Below are 24,859 nucleotides of genomic sequence, written 5' to 3' on the forward strand. Positions count from 1 at the left end.
TCGAGCAAGGACGGGGTGCCGGGTTGCTCGCCGGTGGTGGGTCCGTGCGCGCCGTCGTCGGTGGGTACGGCCGGAGACACGGTTGACGTCAGGCGTCGGGGATGTCCGCCTTGGCCCGGATGAGGGTCTCCCGGCTGACGACCACGATGCGTTCGTAGTCGGCGCGGGAAGCATCGGCGGGGAGTTCGCGCTCCAGGGTCTCGGTGGCCTCGGTGCCGATGACGGCGAAGTTGCCGTCACTCAGCTCGAAGAGGTCCGGACAGCTGGCTCCCGAGGTACTGCCGCGCGAGCTTGGAGGCACACCGATGCGGCGCACGATTTTCAAGGGATACCGGTCCTTCTGGATTGGCCATTGTGCTGGGAGCACGTTACTGGGATCCGCGGGCCCGGTGTGCCCCACAGGGCGAAGACACTCCCGGGAAGCGTGAGCCGTTCGGGAGCCTCAGTCGGACGGAGGGGTTCCCACCACCCACCACTCGTCCGTGTCCGCTTCGTCCAGGTCCTTGAGGAGTCCGTCCACCATGGTGCCGACACGTGACTCGACGGACGTGACCTTGAACGACGCCCGTTGATCCCTCGATGCCTCCCAGTACTCGCGCATCAGGGGGGTCTGGAAGAGTTCGCGCAGGTGCCCGAACAACTCCTCCTGGTCCAGGATTCCCGCATGGTGGAGGTGGTAGAGGTTGACGTACCAGGCGTTGGCGTAGAAGAACTGACGTCGTTTCTGTGCCGGGATGCTCTTGTCGTAGGTGTCGATGACCTCCGCCAGTGAAGGGTCGTCGAGCGCCCTGTTCAGCAACTCCCAGTGCATGCGCTGCTGGTGCCGCAGTGCCTCGCGCCGGAGCGCCAGCTCCTCCAGCCGCAGCTGGCGTTCGTGCAGCCGGGCCCTGTCCAGCCGCCGCTGCCGCGCGGCCAGCAGCATGCCGGCCGCGACGGCGCCGAACCTCCCCGTGATGTTCTTCCGTGTGACCATGTCAACCCCCGAATCAGGCGGCCGCCCGCCGGTCGTCGAGTGCGGGTCGGCTGACGGGGACCGGCGAGCGATGGGCGGCGCTTGCCGCCTCCAGAGTGCCGAGCGGCGCTGATCGACGGGGAGGCGGAGAGGAGGCGCACGGAGGGAAGCGAGGGTCGCACAGTCCGGCGCCTTGGAAAACGTCTGCCCCGCGCACGCTGCTAACAATCGTTCACTCCGTACCGACCGCGGCGGACCGTATCCTGAGCAGGCAATTCCGCACGCGTGGGTGAGAGAGAGGTCGCACGGTGGGGCAGCGCCCGACTCCGCAGCAGATCCCGGTCGTCGTACTCGCCGGGTTCCTCGGCTCCGGGAAGACCACCCTGCTCAACCACCTCCTGCACCGCAGCGGAGGCAGCCGTATCGGCGCCGTCGTCAACGACTTCGGATCGATCGAGATCGACGCGATGGCCGTCGCGGGCGCCCTCGGCGACTCCACCGTGTCCCTCGGCAACGGCTGCCTGTGCTGTGCCGTCGACGCGAGCGAACTCGACGGGTACCTGGAGCGGCTCGCCCGCCCCGAGGCCGGCATCGACGTGATCGTCATCGAGGCCAGCGGCCTGGCCGAACCGCAGGAACTGGTGCGCATGCTGCTGGCCAGCGAGCGACCGGAGGTGGTGTACGGCGGGCTCGTCGAGGTCGTCGACGCCGCCGAGTTCGACGACACCCGCGCCAAGCACCCCGAGGTCGACCGGCACCTGGCCCTCGCCGACCTGGTCGTGGTCAACAAGACCGACCGTGCCCCGGACGCCGAGCGCGTGCTCGCCCTCGTGCACTCGCTCGCCGACGGCGCCGCCGTCGTGCCCGCGACCTACGGCCGCATCGACCCCGAGTTCCTCTACGACTGCCGACCCGCCGAGGAGCGGGTGGGGCAGCTGTCCTTCGACGACCTGCACGAGCACTCCGAGGACGGCGCACACCCCGGGCACCTGCACGCCGCCTACGACACGCTGTCGTTCGTCTCCGACGTCCCGCTCGACCCGCGCCGGCTCATGCGCTTCCTCGACAGCCGGCCCGAGGGCCTCTACCGGATCAAGGGGTACGTCGACTTCGGACCGTACGACACGCGGAACCGGTACGCCGTCCACGCCGTCGGGCGCTTCCTGCGCTTCTACCCGGAGCCCTGGACGTCCGTCGCCGCCGACACCGCCGGCGCCCGCCGTACCCAGCTCGTCCTCATCGGCTCCGGCATCGACGCGGCGGCCCTCGGCGAGGAACTCGAGGCGTGCCGCCGGGACGCCGACGCCCCGCACGCCGACGAGCACGGCATGTGGGGCGTCCTGCGCTACGTACCCGACGGCGAGGACCCCGAGGGCGAAGGCCCCGACGGCGAGGAGCCGCCGGACGCCCCCTAGGCCTCCCTACGCCGGTCCGGCCACCACCGACACCGTCTTCGGCAGCGACACGCCCGAGCCGTCGCGGCGCGGGTCGACGTCCGGGAGCTGCGCCGGCGCGCCGTTCCGCTGCGCGGCGAGCGCCGGAGTGGCGCCCGCCCAGGCGAAGGCCAGGCAGTCCTCGCCCTTCAGGAACCGCTGGCAGCGCACACCGCCCGTGGCGCGGCCCTTGCGCGGGTACTGGTCGAACGGCGTGAGCTTCGCCGTGGTCTGCACCGAGTCGTCCAGCGTGCCGCGCGATCCGGCCACCGTGAAGACCACCGCGTCCGCCGCCGGGTCCACCGCCGTGAAGGAGATGACCTTCGCGCCGTCGGCGAGCTTGATGCCCGCCACCCCGCCCGCGGGACGGCCCTGCGGGCGGACCTGCGAGGCCTGGTAGCGCAGGAGCTGGGCGTCGTCCGTGATGAAGACCAGGTCCTCGTCACCGGTGCGCAACTCGACCCCGCCGACGATGCGGTCGCCCTCCTTGAGGGTGATGACCTCCAACTCGTCCTTGTTGGAGGGGTAGTCGGGCACCACCCGCTTGACGACGCCCTGTTCCGTGCCGATCGCGAGCCCCGGCGAGGACTCGTCCAGCGTGGTCAGGCAGACCACGTCCTCGTCGTCCTCCAGGGACACGAACTCCGCCAGCGGCGCACCGCCCGCGAGGTTCGGCGTCGGCATGGACTCCGGGAGCTGGGGCAGGTCCACCACGTTCACCCGCAGCAGCCGCCCCGCGGACGTCACCACGCCCACCTCGCCACGCGCCGTGGCCGGCACCGCGGAGACGATCAGGTCGTGCTTGACCCGCTTGGCGCCCGCCTCCGTGACGAGGGGCTCGTCGTTGGCGGTGCGGGCCAGCAGGCCCGTCGACGACAGCAGCACCCGGCACGGGTCGTCCGCCACCTGGAGCGGCACGGCCGCGACCGGCGCACCGCCCGACTCCAGCAGCGTCGTACGGCGGTCGGTGCCGAACTTCTTCGCCACCGCCGCCAGTTCGGCCGAGACCAGCTTGCGCAGCTCCGCGTCCGAGTCGAGGATCCGGGTCAGCTCCTCGATCTCCGCGTTCAGCCGGTCCTTCTCGGACTCCAGCTCGATGCGGTCGTACTTGGTGAGCCGGCGCAGCGGCGTGTCCAGGATGTACTGCGTCTGGACGTCGCTCAGCGAGAAGCGGTCCATCAGGCGCTGCTTGGCCTGCGCCGAGTTCTCGCTGGAGCGGATGAGACGGATGACCTCGTCGATGTCGACCAGCGCGGTGAGCAGGCCCTCCACCAGGTGCAGCCGGTCGCGCTTCTTGCTGCGGCGGAACTCGCTGCGGCGCCGGACGACGGTGAAGCGGTGGTCGAGATAGACCTCCAGCAGCTCCTTGAGGCCCAGGGTGAGGGGCTGGCCGTCCACCAGGGCGACGTTGTTGATGCCGAAGGACTCCTCCATGGCCGTCAGCTTGTAGAGCTGCTCCAGGACCGCCTCCGGCACGAAGCCGTTCTTGATCTCGATGACCAGGCGCAGTCCGTGCGCGCGGTCGGTCAGGTCCTTGACGTCCGCGATGCCCTGGATCTTCTTCGAGCCGACCAGGTCCTTGATCTTCGAGATGACCTTCTCCGGGCCCACCGCGAAGGGCAGCTCGGTGACGACGAGACCCTTGCGGCGGGCCGTCACCGTCTCCACGGACACCGTCGCGCGGATCTTGAACGTGCCGCGGCCCGTCTCGTACGCGTCCCTGATACCCGGCAGGCCGACGATCCGGCCGCCGGTGGGCAGGTCGGGGCCCGGTACGTGCTTCATCAGCGCGTCCAGGTCGGCGTTCGGGTGCCGGATCAGGTGCCGGGCCGCCGCGATCACCTCGCGCAGGTTGTGCGGCGGCATGTTCGTGGCCATGCCGACCGCGATGCCCGAGGCGCCGTTGACCAGCAGGTTCGGGAAGGCGGCGGGCAGCGCCACCGGTTCCTGCTCCTGGCCGTCGTAGTTGGGGGCGAAGTCGACGGTGTCCTCGTCGATGGACTCCGTCATCAGGCCGGCGGCCTCGGCCATCCGGCACTCCGTGTACCGCATGGCGGCCGGCGGGTCGTCGTTGCCCAGCGAGCCGAAGTTGCCGTGGCCGTCCACCAGGGGCACGCGCATCGAGAACGGCTGGGCCATGCGCACCAGCGCGTCGTAGATCGACGCGTCGCCGTGCGGGTGCAGCTTGCCCATCACCTCGCCGACGACACGGGCGCACTTCACGTAGCCGCGCTCGGGCCGCAGGCCCATCTCGTTCATCTGGTAGACGATGCGGCGGTGCACCGGCTTGAGGCCGTCGCGGGCGTCCGGCAGTGCACGGGAGTAGATGACCGAGTACGCGTACTCGAGGAAGGAGCCCTGCATCTCGTCGACGACGTCGATGTCGAGGATCTTCTCCTCGTACGAGTCGTCGGGCGGCGGGGTCTTCGTACTACGGCGGGCCATCGCTGCCGGCTCCTTGCTGAAGCGTGAACGGTGATCTGACGCCGTCCATTGTGGACTGCGGCACTGACAGCGACCGACCAGGACCCGTCACGGGCTGCCGGCCCGGCGCTGCCCGCAGGGTACGCCCTCGTCCCGGGGCGCCGTCCGCGCAGCCGTCTCCGGCGGCCCGCCAACCGCGTTCTCGCTCTCGGCGTACGAGGTCCGGGAACTCCACCGGCGGCCCGCACGCTTGCATACAGTGGCAGGATCGGCGGAATTCCGCAGTTCCGCCCACTGATTCCACCAGGTGGTTCACCCAGTGACTCCACCAGGATCTCGCGATCGAAGGGACGTACATGCCCATGGGTCACACGGCCACAGCCCAGGCAGGCTCCGGCGGCCTGACAGCGACCGAACACCGCCTGGCCAACGGCCTGCGCGTGGTGCTCTCCGAGGACCACCTGACCCCGGTCGCGGCGGTGTGCCTCTGGTACGACGTTGGCTCGCGCCACGAGGTCAAGGGGCGCACCGGCCTGGCTCACCTTTTCGAGCACCTCATGTTCCAGGGCTCCGCCCAGGTCAAGGGCAACGGTCACTTCGAGCTGGTGCAGGGCGCCGGCGGTTCTCTCAACGGCACCACCAGCTTCGAGCGGACCAACTACTTCGAGACCATGCCCGCCCACCAGCTGGAGCTCGCCCTCTGGCTGGAGGCCGACCGCATGGGCTCCCTGCTGGCCGCCCTGGACGAGGAGTCGATGGAGAACCAGCGGGACGTCGTCAAGAACGAACGGCGCCAGCGCTACGACAACGTCCCCTACGGCACGGCCTTCGAGAAGCTGACCGCCCTCGCCTACCCGGAGGGGCACCCCTACCACCACACGCCGATCGGTTCGATGGCGGACCTGGACGCGGCGACCCTGGAGGACGCGCGCGCGTTCTTCCGCACCTACTACGCGCCGAACAACGCGGTGCTGTCGGTCGTCGGCGACATCGACCCGGAGCAGACGCTCGCCTGGATCGAGAAGTACTTCGGCTCCATCGCCTCGCACGACGGCAAGCAGCCTCCGCGGGACGGTGCGCTGCCCGACGTCATGGGCGGGCAAGTGCGCGAGATCGTCGAGGAGGAGGTTCCGGCCCGCGCCCTGATGGCGGCCTACCGCCTGCCGGAGGACGGCACGCGCGCGTGCGACGCGGCCGACCTGGCCCTGACCGTCCTGGGCGGCGGCGAGTCGTCCCGCCTGTACAACCGGCTCGTACGCCGCGACCGCACCGCCGTCGCCGCCGGGTTCGGCCTGCTGCGGCTCGCCGGGGCACCCTCCCTGGGTTGGCTGGACGTGAAGACGTCCGGCGACGTGGAGGTCCCGGTCATCGAGACGGCCATCGACGAGGAGCTGGCCCGGTTCGCCGAGGAGGGCCCCACGGCCGAGGAGATGGAGCGCGCCCAGGCCCAGCTGGAACGCGAGTGGCTGGACCGCCTGGGCACGGTAGCGGGCCGCGCGGACGAACTGTGCCGGTACGCCGTCCTGTTCGGCGACCCGCAGCTGGCCCTCACCGCCGTGCAGCGGGTCCTCGAGGTGACCGCGCAGGAGGTCCAGGAGGTCGCCAAGGCCCGCCTGCGCCCCGACAACCGCGCGGTGCTCGTCTACGAGCCCACCACTCCCGCCGACGAGACCGACGCCGACACGACCGACGCCACCGACGAGAACGAGGAGGCGGCCAAGTGACCGAGCTCGCCACCATGGAATTCCACGCCCAGCCGCAGGCCGGCGAGCCCAAGCCGTGGGCGTTCCCCGCCCCCGAGCGCGGCAGCCTCGACAACGGCCTCACCGTGCTGCGCTGCCACCGCCCCGGCCAGCAGGTCGTCGCCGTCGAGGTGCTCCTCGACGCCCCCCTGGACGCCGAGCCCGCCGGACTCGACGGCGTCGCCACGATCATGGCGCGGGCCTTCTCCGAGGGCACCGACAAGCACTCGGCCGAGGAGTTCGCCGCCGAGCTGGAGCGCTGCGGCGCCACCCTGGACGCGCACGCCGACCACCCCGGCGTCCGGCTGAGCCTGGAGGTGCCCGCCTCGCGCCTGGCCAAGGCCCTCGGCCTGGTCGCCGACGCCCTCAGGGCACCCGCCTTCGCGGACAGCGAGGTCGAACGGCTGGTGCGCAACCGGCTCGACGAGATCCCGCACGAGCTGGCCAACCCCTCCCGGCGCGCCGCCAAGGAACTCTCCAAGGAGCTGTTCCCGGCCGACTCGCGCATGTCGCGCCCGCGCCAGGGCACCGAGGAGACGGTCGCGGCCATCGACTCGGCGGCCGTACGCGCCTTCTACGAGCGGCATGTCCGCCCCGCGACCGCCACCGCGGTGGTCGTCGGCGACCTCACCGGCGTCGACCTGGACGCGCTGCTCGGCGACACCCTGGGCGCGTGGACCGGCTCGACCGCCGAGCCGCGCCCCGTCCCCCCGGTGACCGCCGACGACCGGGGCCGCGTCGTCATCGTGGACCGTCCCGGCGCCGTCCAGACGCAGCTGCTGATCGGCCGCACCGGCGCCGACCGGCACGACCGCGTGTGGCCCGCGCAGGTGCTCGGCACCTACTGCCTCGGCGGCACCCTCACCTCGCGTCTGGACCGCGTCCTGCGTGAGGAGAAGGGCTACACCTACGGCGTACGGGCGTTCGGCCAGGTCCTGCGGTCCGCGCCGGACGGCACGGGCGCCGCGATGCTCGCCATCAGCGGGTCCGTCGACACCCCCAACACCGGTCCCGCCCTGGAGGACCTGTGGACGGTGCTGCGCAAGCTCGCCGCGGAGGGGCTCACCGACGCCGAGCGTGACGTGGCCGTGCAGAACCTGGTGGGCGTGGCGCCGCTGAAGTACGAGACGGCGGCGGCCGTGGCGAGCACGCTGGCCGACCAGGTCGAGCAGCACCTGCCGGACGACTTCCAGGCCACGCTCTACCGTCAACTGGCCGCCACGGGCACCGTGGAGGCCACCGCGGCGGTCGTGAACGCCTTCCCGGTGGACCGCCTCGTGACGGTCCTCGTCGGCGACGCGGCGCAGATCAAGGAGCCCGTCGAGGCCCTCGGCATCGGCGAAGTCACCGTGGTGGCGGCCGAGTAGCGGCACGCGCGTGTGGTGGCCCTGGTGACCGGAGTGTCACCAGGGCCACCGTTTGTCCGTATTGGGGGAGTGGTTGCCTGTCTGCCCTGTGGCGTGCGCTACAAAAAGCCTGTTGCGTTTGAGAATTGAACGCAGCCGCGCTTAGCGTCTTCCGGGCTGTTCGTCAGGCAGTGCGCCGCGCCCGCGGCACCGGACAGCCATCGCCGAGTCCCCGTACGGCGCGAGCCAGGGGAGCCGGGGACCCAACGCAGTCCCTGGGGTGAATCGGACGCCCGCGCGCAGAGCGAGGGGGTCCGTAGGAGACCTTCCACCTCCGAACCCGTCAGCTAACCCGGTAGGCGAGAGGGAAGGAAAGGACGAGCCTCTACATGGCGTTCACGCGCGCCACCGGGAAGCACCGCCGTACCGGCCGGGTGCACCGCACCACCGCCCGCGCGGCGGGAGTCGCGGCCCTCGCCACCACCGGCGTCGTCGGCACCCTCGCCGCCCCGGCGCTCGCCGCCGAGCCCGCGGTGGAGCAGAGCGGCCTCACCCCGGTCGTCACCATCGGCGACTCAGTGGCCGACGAGATAGACGCCCAGGCCGTCGCCCAGCGGCAGGCGGCCGCGGACGCCGCCGCCCGCGAGGCGGCCCGGGAAGCGGCCCGCGAGCGCGCGGCCGAGGCGGCCAAGGAGGCGCGCGAGGCCAAGGAGCGCGCCGCGCGGGAGGCGGAGCGCAAGCGCCTCAACACCTTCGTCGCGCCGATCACCGCCTCGTACGTCTCCACCGCCTACCAGGCCGGCAGTTCCCTGTGGTCCTCCGGCAGCCACACCGGCATCGACTTCCACGCCTCCAGCGGCACGACCGTGCACGCGGTGGGCGTCGGTACCGTCGTCGAGGCCGGCTGGGGCGGGGCGTACGGCAACCAGGTCGTGATCAAGATGCACGACGGCACGTACACGCAGTACGGGCACCTGTCGTCCATCGGCGTCTCGGTCGGCCAGTCGGTCGAGCCCGGCCAGCAGATCGGTCTCTCCGGCGCCACCGGCAACGTCACCGGACCCCACCTGCACTTCGAGGCCCGTACGAGCCCCGAGTACGGCTCGGACATGGACCCCGTCGCCTACCTCCGCTCCCACGGCGTGAACGTCTGACAGAGACGACGTCCGAAAGCCCCGGCTTCCCGAGCCGGGGCTTTTCGCATTTAATATCGCTTGATTGGCCTGGGGTCGTGCAACACACGTCAATCACCGGCGTTTCGCGGGGGTCAAGGGGAGGTCGCTCATGCGTATTCCGGCGCATTCCGTGTGCACGGCGATCCGGGACGACATCGTCACCGGCGTACACGGCCGCGGGAGCCGGCTCACCGAGGAACTCCTCGCCCGCCGCTACGGCGTCTCCCGCGTCCCCGTCCGCGAGGCCCTGCGCACGCTGGAGGCCGAGGGCTTCGTGGTGACCCGGCGGCACGCGGGCGCGTGCGTGGCGGAACCGACCGAGCGGGAGGCCGCCGACCTGCTGGAGACGCGCACGCTCCTGGAGCCGCTCGGAGCCGCCCGGGCCGCCCGGCGGCGCACCGAGGCCCACCTCAGGGTGTTGCGCGGCCTGGTCAGGCTGGGGCAGGAGCGGGCCAGGCAGGGCACCGGCGAGGAGCTGCGCTCACTGGGCGGCTGGTTCCACGAGACCCTCGCCCGCGCGGCCGACAGCCCCTCCCTGACGGCGCTGCTGACCCAGCTCCGCCACAAGATCGCCTGGATGTACGTCGTGGAGGCACCGGTCGGCCCGGTGGAGTACTGGGCGGAGCACGGCGCGATCACCGATGCGGTGGCCCGGGGTGACGGCGAACGCGCGCGGGCGCTCATGACCCTGCACATCGAGCGGTCGGCGTCCGCGCACCGGCTGCGCTTCGCCTCCGGCGGCGGGCGGACGGAGCGTGTGAGGAATGCGCAACATCCCGTAAACACGGCGGGCCCGCGCCGGTAACGCGGGTGCCGTATACAAAGGGCGGGGAATTCCGCCCGGTGTTTTCTGCTGCCGTAAACAGGGCGAACGGACGGGCGAACCGAAAGGGCAGAGAAACAGAAGAGAAATGACGCGAAAGGCCCGTCCGGTGTCCCGGCGGGCCTTTCGGTGGTGCCATCGGTCGGGCTCAGACGGTCTCGGGAAGCTCCTCGAGCCCCTCGGCGACCAGCTTCGCCAGCCGGTCCAGGGCGGCCTCCGCGCCCTCGGCGTCGGAGGCGAGGACGATCTCCTCGCCACCCTGGGCGCCGAGGCCGAGGACGGCCAGCATGGAGGCCGCGTTGACGGGGGACCCGTCGGCCTTGGCGATCGTCACCGGGACGCCTGTGGCCGTGGCGGCTCGGACGAAGATGGAGGCGGGGCGGGCGTGGAGACCCTCGGCCCAGCCGACGTTGACGCGGCGCTCAGCCATGTGATGCTGCCCTTCAGGTGTTCAGAGGGTTGGAGTTGTCTAGACCAGTGTTGTCTAGACCAGTTTCCCACATCGTGAAGCAAGCCGGGACGGGCGTGTGCGCCGTCCCGTACGGTGCTCGGACCGCGGCCTCGGTCCGAGCTCGTGTCCCCCACAGACTGCCCCGCGCCGTTGTCGGACGCGAGCCGTACTCTGGGGCCCATGCAGACCTCGTCGGACCGGCACGAGTACCCCGCCCACTGGGAAGCCGACGTGGTGCTGCGCGACGGCGGCACCGCGCGCGTCCGCCCCATCACCGTTGATGACGCCGAGCGCCTGGTCAGCTTCTACGAGCAGGTCTCCGACGAGTCGAAGTACTACCGCTTCTTCGCGCCGTACCCTCGCCTGTCCGCCAAGGACGTCCACCGCTTCACGCACCACGACTTTGTGGACCGGGTGGGACTCGCGGCCACCATCGGCGGCGAGTTCATCGCCACCGTACGCTACGACCGGATCGGGGCCGGCGGAACGCCCGCCACCTCCCCGGCCGACGAGGCCGAGGTCGCCTTCCTCGTCCAGGACGCCCACCAGGGGCGCGGCGTCGCCTCGGCCCTGCTGGAGCACATCGCCGCCGTCGCCCGCGAGCGGGGCATCCGCCGCTTCGCCGCCGAGGTCCTGCCCGCCAACAACAAGATGATCAAAGTCTTCATGGACGCCGGGTACACCCAGAAGCGGAGCTTCGAGGACGGGGTGGTCCGCCTGGAGTTCGATCTCGAACCCACCGACCGCTCGCTCGCCGTGCAGTACGCGCGCGAGCACCGCGCGGAGGCCCGTTCCGTCCAGCGGCTGCTGCAGCCCGGCTCGGTCGCGGTCGTCGGCACCGGCCGCACCCCGGGCGGCGTCGGCCGCAGCATCCTCGGCAACATCCGGGACGCGGGGTACACGGGCCGCCTGTATGCCGTGAACAGGGCTTTCCCCGAGGACCAGAAGCACCTCGACGGGGTCCCGGCGTGCCGCTCCGTGCGCGACGTCGACGGGCCCGTCGACGTCGCCGTCGTCACCGTGCCCGCCGAGCAGGTCCCCGACGTCGTCACCGAGTGCGGCGAGCACGGCGTGCAGGGACTGGTGGTGATCTCCGCCGGATACGCCGACAGCGGCCCCGACGGACGCGAACGCCAGCGGGCCCTCGTGCGGCACGCGCGCACGTACGGCATGCGCATCATCGGGCCCAACGCCTTCGGGATCATCAACACCTCCCCGGACGTGCGGCTCAACGCCTCCCTCGCCCCCGAGATGCCGCGCCCCGGCCGGATCGGCCTGTTCGCCCAGTCCGGCGCCATCGGCATCGCCCTGCTCTCCCGGCTGCACCGGCGCGGCGGCGGGGTCACCGGCCACACCGGCGTGTCCACCTTCGTCTCCTCCGGCAACCGCGCCGACGTCTCCGGCAACGACGTCCTGCAGTACTGGTACGACGACCCGGAGACCGACGTCGCGCTGATGTACCTGGAGTCCATCGGCAACCCGCGCAAGTTCACCCGCCTGGCCCGGCGCACCGCGGCCGCCAAGCCCCTGGTCGTGGTGCAGGGGGCGCGGCACGGCGGCGTGGCACCCCAGGGGCACGCCGTACGGGCGACCCGGCTGCCGCACGCGACGGTCTCCGCGCTGCTGCGGCAGGCCGGTGTGATCCGGGTCGACACCATCACCGACCTGGTCGACGCGGGGCTGCTCCTCGCCCGCCAGCCGCTGCCCGCCGGACCGAGGGTGGCCATCCTGGGCAACTCGGAGTCCCTGGGACTGCTCACCTACGACGCGTGCCTCTCCGAGGGCCTGCGCCCGCAGCCCCCGCTGGACCTGACGACCGCCGCCTCGGCCGACGACTTCCACGCGGCCCTGGCCAGGGCCCTGGCCGACGACACCTGCGACGCGGTCGTGGTGACCGCGATCCCGACGGTGGGGGAGGGGGCGGCGGGGGACGCCGCGCTGGCTCAGGCGCTGCGCTCGGCGGCGGCCGCGGTCCCCACCAAGCCGGTCCTCGTGGTCCACGTGGAGCTGGGCGGCCTGGCGGAGGCCCTGTCCGCGGCGGCGAGCACCGCCCCGCAGGCGGCCCCGGGCGCCGCCTCCCACCCCGCCCCGGGCGCCGCCTCCCACCCCGCCCCGGGCGCCGCCTCCCACCCCGCCCCGGGCACCGCCCCCCACGCCACCCCCGGCCCCGTCGAGGGCCCCGCGTCCGGCCCGCCCCGCCCGCCAGGGCCGCCCCGCCCGGCCGCCGCCCCGGCCCAGCAGCCGTCCGCCGTCCGGGTCCCGGAGGGCGCCCACCTCATCCCCGCCTACCCCGCCGCCGAGCGCGCCGTCCGCGCCCTCGGCGAGGCCGTCGCCTACGCCCAGTGGCGGCGCGACGCCGCCGACCCCGGCAAGGTGCCGGAGTACGACGACATCGACGAGAAGGGCGCCGCCGAGCAGATAGCCGGATACCTCGCGCGCGGTCAGGGGCTCACCCTCGGCGCCCAGGAGACCTGCGAGCTGCTGGGCAGGTACGGCGTCCGCGTCCACCGCGCCCTGCCCGCCCCCACCCCCGACGACGCCGCGGCCGCCGCGCGGACCATCGGCTACCCCGTGGCCCTCAAGGCCACCGCGCCGCACCTGCGGCACCGCGCCGACCTGGGCGGCGTACGCCTCGATCTCGCGGACGAGGAGCAACTGCGCCGGGCCTACGCCGAATTGACCGAGCTGTTCGGCGCCCCCGCGGAGCTTCGCCCGGTGGTGCAGGGCATGGCCCCGCGCGGCGTCGACACCGTCGTACGGGCGGTCATCGACCCGGCGGCCGGCGCGGTGCTCTCCTTCGGCCTCGCCGGCGCGGCCACCCAGCTGCTCGGCGACATGGCGCACCGGCTGATCCCGGTCACCGACCGGGACGCCACCTCGCTCATCCGCTCCATCCGCACGGCGCCCCTCTTGTTCGGCTGGCGCGGCTCGGCCCCCGTCGACGCCGCCGCCCTGGAGGAGCTGCTGCTGCGGGTCTCCCGGCTGGTCGACGACCACCCGGAGGTCGTCGCGGTCACCCTGGAACCGGTCGTGGTCGCCCCGCACGGCCTGAGCGTCCTCGGCGCCTCGGTACGGCTCGCACCCCCTCCCGCCCGCGACGACCTGGGCCCGCGGACCCTGCCGGCGTACTGACCCGCCACGCCCCGCACCTGCCCGGTGCCCGCGCCGGGCACGGTCCGGGACGGGTACCGCGGGAGCGTCCCTCGCAGTCAGTGGGTCCCCGTAGGATGGACGGCATGGCCAAGACCAGTACGACGACCCAGGGGCTGCGAGCGGCGATCGAGCGCAGCGGCTACTACCCGGCCCTCGTGGCCGAGGCGGTGGAAGCCGCCGTGGGCGGCGAGCCCGTGCGGTCGTACCTGGTCCATCAGGAGACGACGTTCGACCAGAACGAGGTGCGCCGGCACGTGACCGTGCTGGTCCTCACCGGCAACCGCTTCATCGTCAGCCACACCGACGAGCAGGCCGCCGACGACACCTCCCCGACGCCGTACGCCACGACGTCCACGGAGTCCGTCAAGCTCGGCCGGATCTCGTCCATCGTCGTCAGCCGCGTCGTCGCCAACCCGGAGCAGTACAAGCCGGGCACACTGCCCCGCGAGATCGTGCTGACCATCGGCTGGGGCGCCGTCTCCCGCCTCGACCTGGAGCCCGCCGCCTGCGGCGACCCCAACTGCGAGGCCGACCACGGCTACACGGGCAGTTCGACGGCCGACGACCTCAGCCTGCGCGTCAGCGAGGCCGGGGACGGTCCCGAGACGGTGCGCCAGGCGCTCGCCTTCGCCCAGGCCCTCTCCGAGGCGACCGCGGACTCCGCCCGCTGATGGTGCAGCACACCGCCTGGGACACCCATCCGGAACCGCTCCCCGTCGACTCCGCCCCCGTACCCGAGTACGGCACGGGCTCCCTCGCCGATCTGCTGCCCACCCTGGCCGCCGGTCTCGGCGTCCCCGGCATGACCGCGGGGATCACCGAACTGACCCCCGCCGACCGCAACTGCGTCTTCCTGATCGACGGCCTCGGCTGGGAGCAGCTGCGCGCGCATCCGGACGACGCCCCCTTCCTCAGCTCGCTGCTGGACAGCTCGCGCGGCGGCACCGGACGCCCGATCACCGCCGGCTACCCGGCGACCACGGCGACCTCCCTCGCCTCCGTCGGCACCGGACTGCCGCCGGGCGCCCACGGCCTGCCCGGGTACACGGTGCGCAATCCCGACACCGGCGCCCTGATGAACCAGCTGCGCTGGCAGCCGTGGACCGCGCCGGGCCCCTGGCAGCCGTATCCGACCGTCTTCGCCCTCGCCCACGAGGCGGGTGTGCACGCCGCCCAGGTCTCCTCCCCGACGTTCGCGAACACCCCGCTGACCAAGGTCGCGCTCAGCGGCGGCCAGTTCCACGGACGGCTGTCCGGCGAGGACCGGATGGACTGCGCCGCCGAGCAGCTGGCCGGTGCCGACCGGGCCCTCGTCTACACGTACTACGCCGAGGTCGACGGCGCCGGACACCGCTTCGGCGTCGACTCCGACACCTGGCGCGGGCAGCTCGGCCACGTCGACCGGCTCGTCCAGCGCCTCGCCGAGCAGCTGCCGCCGCGCAGCGCCCTGTACGTCACCGCCGACCACGGCATGGTCGACGTGGCCTTCGACGAGGACCACCGCATCGACTTCGACGAGGACTGGGAGCTGAAGGCGGGCGTCGCCCTCCTCGGCGGCGAGGGCCGCGCCCGCCACGTCTACGCCGTCCCGGGCGCCCACAACGACGTGCTGACCTGCTGGCGCGAGGTGCTCGGCGAGCAGTTCTGGGTGGCGTCCCGGGACGAGGCGATCGCGGCGGGCTGGTTCGGGCCCCGCATCGACGACCGGGTGTACGCCCGCATCGGCGACGTCGTCGCCGCCGCACGCGACGACGTCCTGCTCATCGCCTCCGAGCGCGAGCCCAAGGAGTCGGCGATGGTCGGCAACCACGGTTCGATGACCCCCGCCGAGCAGCTCGTCCCGCTGCTCGAAGTACGCTCCTGACGCCCCGCACACCCCTCCTCCGCCGAAAGGTGCCCAACCCCTCATGCCCGAGCTGGTGTTCTTCTCCGGAACGATGGACTGCGGGAAGTCGACACTGGCTCTCCAGATCGAGCACAACCGCTCGGCGCGCGGACTCGCCGGCATGATCTTCACCCGCGACGACCGCGCGGGCGAGGGCAAGCTCTCCTCCCGCCTCGGTCTCGTCACCGACGCGGTCGAGGTCGGGGACGGCCAGGACCTGTACGCCCACGTCGTCGACCATCTCTCGCAGGGCGGCCGGGTGGACTACGTGATCGCGGACGAGGCGCAGTTCCTCGCCCCGGACCAGATCGACCAGCTCGCGCGGGTGGTCGACGACCTCGACGTCGACGTGTACGCCTTCGGCATCACCACCGACTTCCGCTCCAAGCTCTTCCCGGGCTCCCAGCGGCTGGTGGAACTCGCCGACCGGGTCGAGGTGCTCCAGGTCGAGGCCCTGTGCTGGTGCGGCGCCCGTGCCACGCACAACGCCCGTACCGTCGGCGGCGTCATGGTCGTCGAGGGCGCCCAGGTGGTCGTGGGCGACGTCGCCCAGTCCCCGGACGAGATCGGCTACGAGGTGCTGTGCCGCCGCCACCACCGTCGGCGGATGACGAGCGGGACGGCGCGGGCGGCGGCGCTGTCACCGGACGTGCTGCCGGTCACCGCCACCTGAGTCGAGTGCCGGGACCGGCGCGCCCGGGCCTTGATCAGCCGATGCGCTCGGCCACGACGAGCTGGAACCGCTCGAAGGCCAGCCGCACGGTGTTGTGCCGAGCGTCGACGGTTCCGAGAGAGGTGCCGTTGAACGGGTCGGTCAAGCGGTACCTGCCCCGGCCCAGGCCACGCAGCTCGACCGTCCCGTCCCACCGCCCGGCGTAGAAGGCGTAGTGCAGGGCCGCGCCCTTGGCCACCACATGAGCCTCGGGCTTGTCGAAGCCGATGTCGTACAGCTCGCCCCGGTACTCGCCGGTGGACAGCATGTTCTCCTCGTACAGGTTCAGCCACCGGCGCCAGAGAACCTCTCTCTCCGGGGTGAGCACGATCCCGTCGTCCGGGCCCGCCGGGTAGGTGAACTTCGTCGACAGGACGGCTCCCACACCGTAGCTGGAGGCGAAGTCGTCGCCACCGTCGCTCAGTTCGACGTGGTCGCCGGAGTAGCTGCTGCCCCGGCCCATCAGCGCCTTCATCGTCTTGCCCTTCGTACGGACCTGGTAGGACGAGAGCGGGTCCGAGCTCGGGTACTGGTCGACGTAGGGCAGGTTGTGGAAGGCGAAGGCGGTGCCGCAGGGGCAGAGTTCGACGACGGCGTCGCGGTCCGCCTCGTGCGCGGCCTCGTACACCGCCTTCCAGAACCGCGCGAGCCCCTCGGTCGATTCCTCGGGGCGGGCATGCCCGTGCGCCGGGTTGTAGCAGGGCGTGACGGCGTTGAGGTGCTGGCCGTCGATCTTGAGCCCTTCGTATCCCCAGTCGCCGATGAACTGCTTCACCTGCCCGACGAAGTAGTCCACCGTCGGCTGGTACGCGGGGCACAGGGTCCAGGCGTCCCACCAGCTCACTCGCTGCTTGTTGCCCTCGCGGTCCAGCAGGAGCATGTCGGAGCGGTTCCTGTACAGCTCGCTCTCCGGGTCCGCCGCCAGCGGAGCCCACCACAGGCGCGGCCGCAGGCCGGCGTCCCGGATCCGCCGGGTGAAGGCGCGCATGTCCCTCGCGCCGCGCGGGAACTTCCGCGGGTCGAGGTCCCAGTCGCCCTCGTTGGTCTGCCAGCCGTCGTCGAGCACCGCCCACTTGAGACCGACCTCACGCACCTTGGGGAGCGTGCCGACGACCTGCTCGACGGTGAAGTCCCGCTCGTAGCCCCAGGCGCACCACATGGGTTCCAGGGCCGGCTCGGGCGTCCTGGGCGCACGCTGGCCGACGTCCCCCATGTAGTCGCGATAGCGTTGCAGCGGTACGAAGTGGTCGCCCGGCAGGGCGGTCAGGAACGTGGCGTCGGTGGTCAGGCGCCGGCCCGGCTTCAGCGTGACCGGGGTGTCCCCCTCGACGGCGAGGCTCGCCCCGCCGGCCGTCCTGCGCACCGGCAGGCGCAGCATCCTGGCCACGGGTTCGACGTGCCCGACGGAGAGACCGGCGCCCGGCCGCCACACGGTCGCCACGGGGGTGCCGCCGCCGTAGTCGGAGGCGTCCATCCCCAGCGAGTTCTTCTGGACGAACCCGTCCGTCATGGGCTGCACCCAGTCACGACGGTCCTCGTACGTGGTACCCGAGAAGGTGTAGAAGCCACCGGGGACCTCCAGGAGTTCGTGGGCTCCGCTGCGCCACCCGGTGACCGGCAGATCGGCACCGGTCCCGTTGGTGTAGGTCACCTTCATCACGATCATCCCGGTCAGACGCTGGAAGGAGGTCAGCTCCACCGTCTTGCGGACGCCGGTCGCGGACTCGCCCCAGACCCTCACCCTGACGCCCGCGCCGTGCCGGGAATGCCTGGTCCTGCGGGTCTCGTGGCCGCCGTAGGCGAACTCGTCGATCGCCCTGTCGCCCACCAGCAGGGCCTCACCGGCGTCAAAGCGCGTGACGTCGACGCCCTGCAACGCCACCCTGCTGCGCAGCCGGTCGTCGAACTCCAACGTGATGGAGGTGTCGCCGACCCCGACGAGGTCGGGCCCGCGGTGCGGAGCGGCGACCGCGGGCGCGGCGCCCAGAGCCACGGTGGGGACGGCGGCCAGCCCGGCACCCCCCAGCGCCACCTTCAGCACGCTTCGCCGGTTCACATCCGTCATGTCGGTCTCTCTTTCGGAGCAGGGTCTGGTCCGTAACACCCGTGAGGGGCAACGACAGCACCATCGGACTCTGGGTGGCCTGCATTGAGAACGTAAGTGGTCTTCAATTGGCATGTCAATGGTCCAAGGATTCGTCGCAGCCCAGGAGTTCACCCCGTGCCGGTACGGAAGTGAGGGATACCGGCGTCTGCGCGCGCGGTCGAACCGGTACGCTTCTGGTATGACCGAAGCGAGCACGCCGATGCCCCGAGGCCTCTTCGCCGACGACGCCCTCCCGCTGTACGAGCGCACGGCCGCGCGGCTCCTCGACGACCTGCGCGCCGCCGCCGCCCGCCCCGGCGACCGGCTGCCCTCCGAGCGGGCGCTGGTCACCCGGTACGCCGTTTCGCGCGTGACCCTGCGGGCCGCTCTCGCCCAGTTGGAGGCGCGAGGCATCGTGCGGCCGTCGTCGTCACGCGGGTGGTTCGTCGCCGAACCCGGCCTGTTCCCGGATGCGGCGACGGCGCCCGCCTCGGCTGTGCCCCAGGTCCAGGGGTTCGCCGACTACGCCGAGGCCAACGGCTTGACGACGGCCAGCAAGGTGCTCTCCGCCACCGTCCGGCCGGCCACGGTGGCGGAGGGCGAGCAGCTCCGCATCGCCCCGGGCGCCGACCTCTTCGACCTCCACCGGCTGCGGTTCCTGGACGGCCTGCTGGTCGTGCTGGAGCACAATCGGCTGCCGTTGTCGGCGTGTCCGGCCCTGGCCGACGCCGACTTCACCACGGCCTCGCTGTACGCCACCCTGCGCGCCGCCGACCCGCCGCAACTCCCGCGCGTCGCGGACTACTCGGTCGAAGCCCGCCACCCGACGGCACGGGAGATGGAGCTGCTCGAGATCGGCGCCACCATGCCGATGCTGGTCGCGACCCAGCTGACCTCCAACCAGGCCGGCCGCCCGATCGAACTGACCGTCCAGGTCTACCGGGGGGACCGCTATCGGTTCCGGGCCTCCATCACCAACCAGATCTGACCATCCCCTGCTCGAGCCGGGCGTCGGAGCGACCGACGCCCGGCTCGTCGTCGGTTCGGGGCACTTCGTCGATCGGCATCGCGGCGGGCGGGACGGCACCGTCCAGCCACTCGGTAGACCAGACGCATACCAAAAAGGGTCTATTGACGACCGGAAATAAGACCAGTAGCGTTCCGCAGGAGCTCGGGCCGGGTCATCACGGCGCAGGAACTCAGATCGCACTTCAGTGAGGGGTTGGCGATGCAGAGCCCGTTGGACGAGGTCGTCCGGCGTCAGAAGGCCGGACGACCACAGGGCATCACCTCGGTGTGCTCGGCCCATCCGCTGGTCATCGAAGCGGCCGTGGCGCAGGCGTGTGAGACCGGTGGTCCGGTACTGGTAGAGGCGACCTCGAACCAGGTCGACCAGTACGGCGGCTACACGGGCCTGCGGCCCGCGGACTTCCGCGACCTCGTGTACGGCATCGCGACGGAACGTGGTCTGCCACTGGACCGGGTGATTCTCGGTGGCGACCATCTCGGGCCGAACCGGTGGCAGTCCCTGACGCCCGACCGGGCGATGGAGCGGGCCGAAGCCCTGGTGGCGGGCTATGCCGAGGCCGGCTTCACCAAGATCCACCTGGACTGCAGCTTCCCCTGCGCCGGTGACCCCGTACCGCTGACCGACGACGTGGTCGCCGAACGCGCCGCGCGGCTGATCCGGGCGGCGGAGGACACGGTGGGTCCGGAGCGGGCGGAGCGGATCCGGTATGTGATCGGCACGGAGGTGCCCACGCCCGGCGGCGCGCACGAGACGCTCGGCGCCCTCGTGCCCACCACGCCCGGGGCGGCGCGCACGACTCTGGAGCAGCACCGGAAGGCGTTCGCCCGGCACGGCATCGAAGGGGTTTGGCCGCGCGTCATGGCCCTGGTGGTGCAGCCGGCCGTGGAGTTCGACCACCTGCGGGTCGTCGACTACCGGCGGGAGTCGACCGAGGAGCTGCGCAAGGTCCTCGACGACGAGCCCACCATGGTCTACGAGGCACACTCGACCGACTACCAGACCGCCGAGGCGCTCACCGCGCTGGTCGAGGACCACTGGGCGGTGCTCAAGGTGGGTCCCGGGCTGACCTTCGCCCTGCGTGAGGCACTGTTCGCCCTCGCCGCGATCGAGGACGAGCTGGTGCCGGCCGGTGAGCGGTCACGGCTTCCCGAGGTCGTCGAGCGGCGGATGCTCGCCGAGCCCGCCGAGTGGGAGGGCTACTACCCGGGCAGCGACGCCGAGCAGCGCCTCGCACGCCGCTACAGCTATAGCGACCGGATGCGCTACTACTGGACCGACCCCGAGATCGAAGAGGCCGAGGCCCGTCTGCTGGCCAACCTCTCGGCCGCAGGGGTCCCGCTGCCGCTGCTCAGCGCGCATCTTCCGCTCCAGTACGCCCGCGTTCGCCGCGGCGAGCTCGCCGCCCGCCCGCGGGACCTGGCCGTGGACCACGTCCGCGACGTCCTGCGCGACTACGACCGCGCCGCCAACCAGGACCAGCACCAGGGCCGGAACCAGTACCAGGACCCGGACCACAAGCCCAGCCAGAAGGAGTACGTGTGAGCACGTCCCCCGGCACGCTGCCCTTCGACGACAGCGCTGTCCACACCGTTCGCGAGATCGCCCAGCAGCCCGTCCTGTGGCGGGAGGTCGACCGGATCGTCGCGGCCTCCCGGGAATCGCTGGACGCGTTCCTGGGTCCGCTCGTGGCGCGCCGCGACCTGCGCGTGGTCCTCACCGGCGCCGGGACCTCCGCGTTCGCCGGGCAGGTGCTCCAGCCGGCTCTGGCACGGCGCCTGGGACGGCGCGTCGACGCGGTGCCCACCACGGACCTCGTCGCCGACCCCCGCGGGTGCCTCGCCGAGGACCTGCCCACGCTGCTGGTCTCCTTCGCGCGGTCGGGCGACAGCCCGGAGTCCGTCGCCGCCACCGCCCTGGCCGACCAGGTACTCACCGAGGTGCACCACCTCGTGATCACCTGCAACGAGCAGGGCCGCCTGGCGCGCGAGCACGCCGAGCGGCCGGAGTCCCACGTCCTGCTGATGCCGCCCGCGTCCAACGACCGCGGCTTCGCCATGACGTCGAGCTTCACCTGCATGACGCTCGCGGCGCTGCTCGCCCTGGGCAAGGACGCCTACGACGGGGTCGCCGAACGCCTGGCACGGGCAGCGGAGTCGATCATCGAGGGCGCCGCCGCCGACCGCACCGCCGGCGCCCTGGTGGACCGGGCGCCCGAGCGCATCGTCTTCCTCGGCAGCGGCCCGCTGAAGGGCCTCGCGGAGGAGTCGGCACTGAAGGTGCTGGAGCTCACCGGCGGGACGCTCATGGCCGTCGCGGAATCCTCGCTGGGATTCCGGCACGGCCCCAAGGCGGTGCTCAACGAACGCTCCGTCGCGGTGGTGTACGTGTCGAACGACCCGTACACCCGCCGGTACGACCACGACATCGTCGCGGAGCTGCGAGGAAACCTCCCCGCCGGCAGTGTCGTCGCGGTCGCCGCGGAGACCGGCGCGGGAACGGGGGCCGCCGATGCCTGGCCGCTGCCGGGCCTCGACGACGTCGAGGACGTCGCCCTGGCCCTGCCCGCCGTGGTGTACGCCCAGCTCATCGCCCTGCGCGCCTCCCAGGCCCGGGGGCTGCGGCCCGACAACCCGTTCCCCTCGGGTGAGGTCAACCGCGTGGTGCAGGGCGTCATCCTGCACTCCTTGAACAACTGACCGAAGGCGGCGACGGCGCGGATCGAGGGCGCCGGACGGAGGTACGACGATGTTCCTGGGTGTCGACGGCGGCGGTACGAAGACCGCATTCTGCCTGGTCGACCGGTCCGGGCAGGTGGTGGCGCGAGCACAGGCGGCAAGCTCGTACTACTTCTCCCACGGCATCGAACTGGTCGAGCGGGTGCTGAAGGAAGGGGTCGACACCGTCTGCGCGGCGGCCGGACTGACCCCGGCCGGCATCGAGTACGCCTTCTTCGGCCTGCCCGGCTACGGGGAGGCGGCCCGCGACCTGCCCGTCCTCGACGCGACCCCGCGAGCGGTGCTCGGGCACGACCGCTACGCGTGCGACAACGACATGGTCTGCGGCTGGGCGGGTTCGCTGGGCGCGGTCGACGGCATCAACGTCATCAGCGGCACCGGCTCGATGACCTACGGCGAGCGGCTGGGCCGGGGGGTACGCGTCGGCGGTTGGAGCGAGACGTTCGGCGACGAGGGATCGGCGTACTGGATCGCGGTCCGCGGCCTCAACGCCTTCTCCCGGATGAGCGACGGACGGCTCCCCGAGGGCCCGCTGGCCGCGGTGTTCCGAAGCGGGCTCGGTCTGGAATCCGACCTCGACGTCATCGACGTCGTCCACAACCGGTGGCAGGGCGACCGGGGCCGGATCGCCGCGCTGAGCCGCTCGGTGGCAGCGGCGGCCGCATCGGGCGACGGGGCCGCGGCGGAGATCCTCGCCGAGGCCGGCCGCGAACTCGCGCTGCTCGTGGACGTCACCCGCGAACGGCTCGGGTTCGGCCCGGACGAGACCGTACCCGTCTCCTACTCCGGCGGCACCTTCGGCGCCGCCCCGGTCCTGGAGGCGTTCACCACCGGACTGAGGAGCCGCTTCGCCGGCTACGAGCTGCGGCACCCCCGGTACGAGCCCGTCGTGGGCGCTGCCCTGTACGCGGCGAAACTCGCCGGAACCCCGCTCGACCGGCCGGCGCTCGACGCGCTGCGCAGGACCTCCCGGTCCCCTGCCTCAGGAGAGGACGAACAATGAAGAACGCCGCAAGAGGCTGGATCCTGTACGCGTCGCTGCTGGTCCTGTTCTGGGGTGTGTGGGGCGCCTTCTCCAGCGAGCCGAACAGCAGGTACGGCTACCCCAACGAGATGATCTACATCATCTGGGCCTTCACGATGCTCATCCCCGCCTACTTCGCGATGCGCGGCCACAGGTTCGACCGCAGGCCGGTCGCCGCGATGTACGGACTGATCGCGGGCCTGACCGGCGCCGGCGGACAGCTGCTGCTGTTCCAGGCGCTCGCCGACGGCCCGGCATACCTGATCTTCCCCCTGGTGTCGCTGTCCCCGGTGATCACCGTCCTCATGGCGACGGTGCTGCTGCGGGAGCGGATCACCCGGCTCGCCGTCGTGGGCGTGGTCGCGGCGCTGGTGGCGATCGTGCTGCTCAGCATCCCCAGCGGCGGGGGCGACTCGGACGCGCACGGCCCGTGGCTGCTGATCGCCGTCCTGGTCTGCGTCGCCTGGGGCGTGCAGGCGTTCTGCATGCGCAAGGCCGCACTCGTCGGCGTCAACGACGCGACGACCTTCGGGTGGATGACCATCAGCGGACTGCTGCTGGTTCCGGTGGCGTTCGCGATCATGGGCGGTCTCCCGTCCGGGGCTCCCTGGCAGGCACCGGCGCTCACGGCGGTCACCCAGGTCCTCAACGCGGTCGGCGCGCTGTTCCTGGTCATGGCGTTCAGCCGGGGCAAGGCCACGGTCGTCGCCCCCGTCACCAACGCGCTCGCCCCGGTGCTGACCATCGTGCTGTCCCTGGCGGTCTACCAGACGCTGCCCAGCGTGTGGGGCGCCCTCGGCATCGTGCTCGCCCTCGCGGGCTCGACCCTGATGGTCTACAGCGACGAGAAGAGCGGCGAGAGCGCCGTCGCACCGGGTGTGGCGGAGGACGACGTGAGTTCCGTCGGACGGTAGTCCCGAACGCTCGCCCGCCCGGAGCGGACGGCACCCCGCCCCGTACCGGCCCGACCGACCGGGCCCGACCGCCGAAGCACCACGAAAGCGAGGGGAACACTCCCATGCCGCTGGTTCCCACCCGAGAACTCGTCTCGCGGGCCGCCGCCGCGGGCCGGGCCGTCGCGGCCTTCAACGTGATCACGCTGGAACACGCCGAGGCGATCACCTCCGGCGCGACGGCCGTGGGCGCCCCCGTGATCCTGCAGATCAGCGAGAACGCCGTGCTGTTCCACGGCGGCCGCGTCGAGCCGATCGCGCGGGCCGCGGCCGAGGTCGGCAAGGCCTGCGACATCGACGTCGCACTGCACCTGGACCACGTGACCGACATGCGACTGCTGCGCGGGGCTGCCGACGCGGGGTTCTCCTCCGCGATGTTCGACGCCGGGGCGCAGCCCTACGCCGAGAACCTCGCCGCCACTCGCGCCGCGGCCCAGTGGGCCCACGGCGCCGGCCTGTGGCTGGAGGCCGAACTCGGGTACGTGGGCGGCAAACCCGACGCCCCCGCCAGCGCCCACGCGGCCGGGGTGCGCACCGACCCGGAGGAGGCGGCGCGCTATGTGGCGGACACCGGCGTGGACGCCCTGGCCGTCGCCGTCGGCAGCAGCCACGCCATGACCGAACGGTCCGCTTCCTTGGACCACACACTGATCGAACGACTGCGGGAGGCCGTGCCCGTGCCCCTGGTACTGCACGGTTCCTCGGGAGTCGGGGACGACGAACTGCGGCGAGCCGTCCGGGCGGGCATCGTGAAGATCAACGTCGGTACCGCCCTCAACGTCGCCTTCACGGGCGCGGTCCGCGAGACACTGGCGGCACGCCCCGACCTGACCGATCCCCGCCCCTACGTGGCCCGTGGCCGGGAGACGATGGCGGAGACGGTCCGTGTCCTGCTCGGGGTGTTGGGCGGCTGAGCGCCGACGAGGCGTGCGGCA

20 protein-coding genes and 1 riboswitch are annotated in these 24,859 nt (G+C 72.1%); of the genes, 15 read left to right on the top strand and 5 right to left on the bottom strand.

Annotated features, from left to right (window positions below; all coding sequences use genetic code 11):
- Positions 1-88 precede the first annotated feature (88 nt).
- A complete protein-coding gene (locus ACZ56V_RS31300) occupies positions 89-325 on the bottom strand; it encodes a hypothetical protein (RefSeq protein WP_076976678.1) in 237 nt (78 codons plus the stop codon).
- A gap of 117 nt (positions 326-442) precedes the next feature.
- Positions 443-973, bottom strand: a complete 531-nt coding sequence (locus tag ACZ56V_RS31305; protein WP_398915156.1) for a DUF6082 family protein — start codon at positions 971-973, stop codon at positions 443-445.
- A gap of 287 nt (positions 974-1,260) precedes the next feature.
- Here ACZ56V_RS31305 and ACZ56V_RS31310 point away from each other — a divergent pair, with 287 nt between their 5' ends.
- Positions 1,261-2,367 carry a CobW family GTP-binding protein gene (locus ACZ56V_RS31310; protein WP_468946972.1) on the top strand — a complete coding sequence of 369 codons (1,107 nt, stop codon included), beginning with the start codon at positions 1,261-1,263 and terminating at the stop codon, positions 2,365-2,367.
- Between the two features lie 6 nt (positions 2,368-2,373).
- Here ACZ56V_RS31310 and ACZ56V_RS31315 read toward each other — a convergent pair whose 3' ends face one another.
- Positions 2,374-4,830: a DNA topoisomerase (ATP-hydrolyzing) subunit A gene (locus ACZ56V_RS31315; protein ID WP_398915153.1), complete on the bottom strand. Its 2,457-nt coding sequence runs from the start codon at positions 4,828-4,830 to the stop codon at positions 2,374-2,376.
- A gap of 335 nt (positions 4,831-5,165) precedes the next feature.
- Here ACZ56V_RS31315 and ACZ56V_RS31320 point away from each other — a divergent pair, with 335 nt between their 5' ends.
- The 4 genes from ACZ56V_RS31320 to ACZ56V_RS31335 all read left to right on the top strand — a co-directional run bounded on the left by ACZ56V_RS31320 (position 5,166) and on the right by ACZ56V_RS31335 (position 9,877).
- A complete protein-coding gene (locus ACZ56V_RS31320) occupies positions 5,166-6,533 on the top strand; it encodes a M16 family metallopeptidase (RefSeq protein WP_398915151.1) in 1,368 nt (455 codons plus the stop codon).
- Positions 6,530-7,918 (top strand): M16 family metallopeptidase, encoded by a 1,389-nt coding sequence (locus tag ACZ56V_RS31325; RefSeq protein WP_467383398.1) that lies wholly within the window; start codon positions 6,530-6,532, stop codon positions 7,916-7,918. The genes ACZ56V_RS31320 and ACZ56V_RS31325 overlap by 4 nt, the downstream gene beginning before the upstream one ends.
- Positions 7,919-8,109: 191 nt before the next feature.
- Positions 8,110-8,274: riboswitch (cyclic di-AMP (ydaO/yuaA leader) on the top strand.
- Between the two features lie 12 nt (positions 8,275-8,286).
- Positions 8,287-9,051, top strand: a complete 765-nt coding sequence (locus ACZ56V_RS31330; protein ID WP_467383397.1) for a M23 family metallopeptidase — start codon at positions 8,287-8,289, stop codon at positions 9,049-9,051.
- Between the two features lie 130 nt (positions 9,052-9,181).
- Entirely contained in the window at positions 9,182-9,877 is a 696-nt protein-coding gene (locus ACZ56V_RS31335) for a GntR family transcriptional regulator (RefSeq protein WP_398915146.1), read from the top strand.
- 166 nt (positions 9,878-10,043) lie between these two features.
- Here ACZ56V_RS31335 and ACZ56V_RS31340 read toward each other — a convergent pair whose 3' ends face one another.
- Positions 10,044-10,325, bottom strand: coding sequence for an HPr family phosphocarrier protein (locus ACZ56V_RS31340; RefSeq protein ID WP_007445064.1), 282 nt, complete (start codon positions 10,323-10,325; stop codon positions 10,044-10,046).
- Positions 10,326-10,526: 201 nt separating this feature from the next.
- On the opposite strand from ACZ56V_RS31340, the gene ACZ56V_RS31345 reads away from it, so the two are divergent.
- From ACZ56V_RS31345 to ACZ56V_RS31360, 4 genes are all read left to right on the top strand, one after another.
- Complete coding sequence (locus ACZ56V_RS31345) at positions 10,527-13,478, top strand: bifunctional acetate--CoA ligase family protein/GNAT family N-acetyltransferase (protein ID WP_468946979.1); 2,952 nt, start codon at positions 10,527-10,529, stop codon at positions 13,476-13,478.
- A 95-nt stretch (positions 13,479-13,573) separates the two neighbouring features.
- Positions 13,574-14,170 (top strand): DUF5998 family protein, encoded by a 597-nt coding sequence (locus tag ACZ56V_RS31350; RefSeq protein ID WP_042825364.1) that lies wholly within the window; start codon positions 13,574-13,576, stop codon positions 14,168-14,170.
- Positions 14,170-15,363 carry an alkaline phosphatase family protein gene (locus tag ACZ56V_RS31355; protein ID WP_398915142.1) on the top strand — a complete coding sequence of 398 codons (1,194 nt, stop codon included), beginning with the start codon at positions 14,170-14,172 and terminating at the stop codon, positions 15,361-15,363. Before ACZ56V_RS31350 ends, ACZ56V_RS31355 begins: the two co-directional genes overlap by 1 nt.
- A 43-nt stretch (positions 15,364-15,406) precedes the next feature.
- Positions 15,407-16,057 (top strand): thymidine kinase, encoded by a 651-nt coding sequence (locus tag ACZ56V_RS31360; RefSeq protein ID WP_356362778.1) that lies wholly within the window; start codon positions 15,407-15,409, stop codon positions 16,055-16,057.
- Positions 16,058-16,091: 34 nt separating this feature from the next.
- On the opposite strand, the gene ACZ56V_RS31365 is transcribed toward ACZ56V_RS31360, so the two are convergent.
- Entirely contained in the window at positions 16,092-18,161 is a 2,070-nt protein-coding gene (locus ACZ56V_RS31365) for a glycoside hydrolase family 36 protein (RefSeq protein WP_398915140.1), read from the bottom strand.
- 220 nt (positions 18,162-18,381) lie between these two features.
- On the opposite strand from ACZ56V_RS31365, the gene ACZ56V_RS31370 reads away from it, so the two are divergent.
- The 6 genes from ACZ56V_RS31370 to ACZ56V_RS31395 all read left to right on the top strand — a co-directional run bounded on the left by ACZ56V_RS31370 (position 18,382) and on the right by ACZ56V_RS31395 (position 24,838).
- A complete protein-coding gene (locus tag ACZ56V_RS31370) occupies positions 18,382-19,170 on the top strand; it encodes a GntR family transcriptional regulator (protein WP_467383393.1) in 789 nt (262 codons plus the stop codon).
- A 240-nt stretch (positions 19,171-19,410) separates the two neighbouring features.
- Complete coding sequence (locus tag ACZ56V_RS31375; protein WP_468946986.1) at positions 19,411-20,754, top strand: D-tagatose-bisphosphate aldolase, class II, non-catalytic subunit; 1,344 nt, start codon at positions 19,411-19,413, stop codon at positions 20,752-20,754.
- A complete protein-coding gene (locus tag ACZ56V_RS31380; RefSeq protein WP_398915135.1) occupies positions 20,751-21,908 on the top strand; it encodes an SIS domain-containing protein in 1,158 nt (385 codons plus the stop codon). Before ACZ56V_RS31375 ends, ACZ56V_RS31380 begins: the two co-directional genes overlap by 4 nt.
- Positions 21,909-21,957: 49 nt before the next feature.
- Entirely contained in the window at positions 21,958-22,950 is a 993-nt protein-coding gene (locus tag ACZ56V_RS31385; RefSeq protein ID WP_398915133.1) for a BadF/BadG/BcrA/BcrD ATPase family protein, read from the top strand.
- On the top strand, positions 22,947-23,885 hold the full coding sequence (locus tag ACZ56V_RS31390) for a DMT family transporter (RefSeq protein WP_398915132.1): 939 nt from the start codon (positions 22,947-22,949) through the stop codon (positions 23,883-23,885). Before ACZ56V_RS31385 ends, ACZ56V_RS31390 begins: the two co-directional genes overlap by 4 nt.
- A gap of 104 nt (positions 23,886-23,989) precedes the next feature.
- On the top strand, positions 23,990-24,838 hold the full coding sequence (locus tag ACZ56V_RS31395) for a ketose-bisphosphate aldolase (protein ID WP_398915130.1): 849 nt from the start codon (positions 23,990-23,992) through the stop codon (positions 24,836-24,838).
- Positions 24,839-24,859 lie beyond the last annotated feature (21 nt).

This window comes from Streptomyces sp. NPDC034099 (assembly GCF_055575415.1).

Excerpts from the sequence above, each read along its gene's own strand:
- ACZ56V_RS31305 (WP_398915156.1), bottom strand. The coding sequence starts at position 973 with ATGGTCACACGGAAGAACATCACGGGGAGGTTCGGCGCCGTCGCGGCC.
- ACZ56V_RS31315 (WP_398915153.1), bottom strand. The coding sequence starts at position 4,830 with ATGGCCCGCCGTAGTACGAAGACCCCGCCGCCCGACGACTCGTACGAG.
- ACZ56V_RS31320 (WP_398915151.1), top strand. The coding sequence starts at position 5,166 with ATGCCCATGGGTCACACGGCCACAGCCCAGGCAGGCTCCGGCGGCCTG.
- ACZ56V_RS31330 (WP_467383397.1), top strand. The coding sequence starts at position 8,287 with ATGGCGTTCACGCGCGCCACCGGGAAGCACCGCCGTACCGGCCGGGTG.
- ACZ56V_RS31335 (WP_398915146.1), top strand. The coding sequence starts at position 9,182 with ATGCGTATTCCGGCGCATTCCGTGTGCACGGCGATCCGGGACGACATC.
- ACZ56V_RS31340 (WP_007445064.1), bottom strand. The coding sequence starts at position 10,325 with ATGGCTGAGCGCCGCGTCAACGTCGGCTGGGCCGAGGGTCTCCACGCC.
- ACZ56V_RS31345 (WP_468946979.1), top strand. The coding sequence starts at position 10,527 with ATGCAGACCTCGTCGGACCGGCACGAGTACCCCGCCCACTGGGAAGCC.
- ACZ56V_RS31350 (WP_042825364.1), top strand. The coding sequence starts at position 13,574 with ATGGACGGCATGGCCAAGACCAGTACGACGACCCAGGGGCTGCGAGCG.
- ACZ56V_RS31355 (WP_398915142.1), top strand. The coding sequence starts at position 14,170 with ATGGTGCAGCACACCGCCTGGGACACCCATCCGGAACCGCTCCCCGTC.
- ACZ56V_RS31360 (WP_356362778.1), top strand. The coding sequence starts at position 15,407 with ATGCCCGAGCTGGTGTTCTTCTCCGGAACGATGGACTGCGGGAAGTCG.
- ACZ56V_RS31365 (WP_398915140.1), bottom strand. The coding sequence starts at position 18,161 with ATGACGGATGTGAACCGGCGAAGCGTGCTGAAGGTGGCGCTGGGGGGT.
- ACZ56V_RS31370 (WP_467383393.1), top strand. The coding sequence starts at position 18,382 with ATGACCGAAGCGAGCACGCCGATGCCCCGAGGCCTCTTCGCCGACGAC.
- ACZ56V_RS31375 (WP_468946986.1), top strand. The coding sequence starts at position 19,411 with ATGCAGAGCCCGTTGGACGAGGTCGTCCGGCGTCAGAAGGCCGGACGA.
- ACZ56V_RS31385 (WP_398915133.1), top strand. The coding sequence starts at position 21,958 with ATGTTCCTGGGTGTCGACGGCGGCGGTACGAAGACCGCATTCTGCCTG.
- ACZ56V_RS31390 (WP_398915132.1), top strand. The coding sequence starts at position 22,947 with ATGAAGAACGCCGCAAGAGGCTGGATCCTGTACGCGTCGCTGCTGGTC.
- ACZ56V_RS31395 (WP_398915130.1), top strand. The coding sequence starts at position 23,990 with ATGCCGCTGGTTCCCACCCGAGAACTCGTCTCGCGGGCCGCCGCCGCG.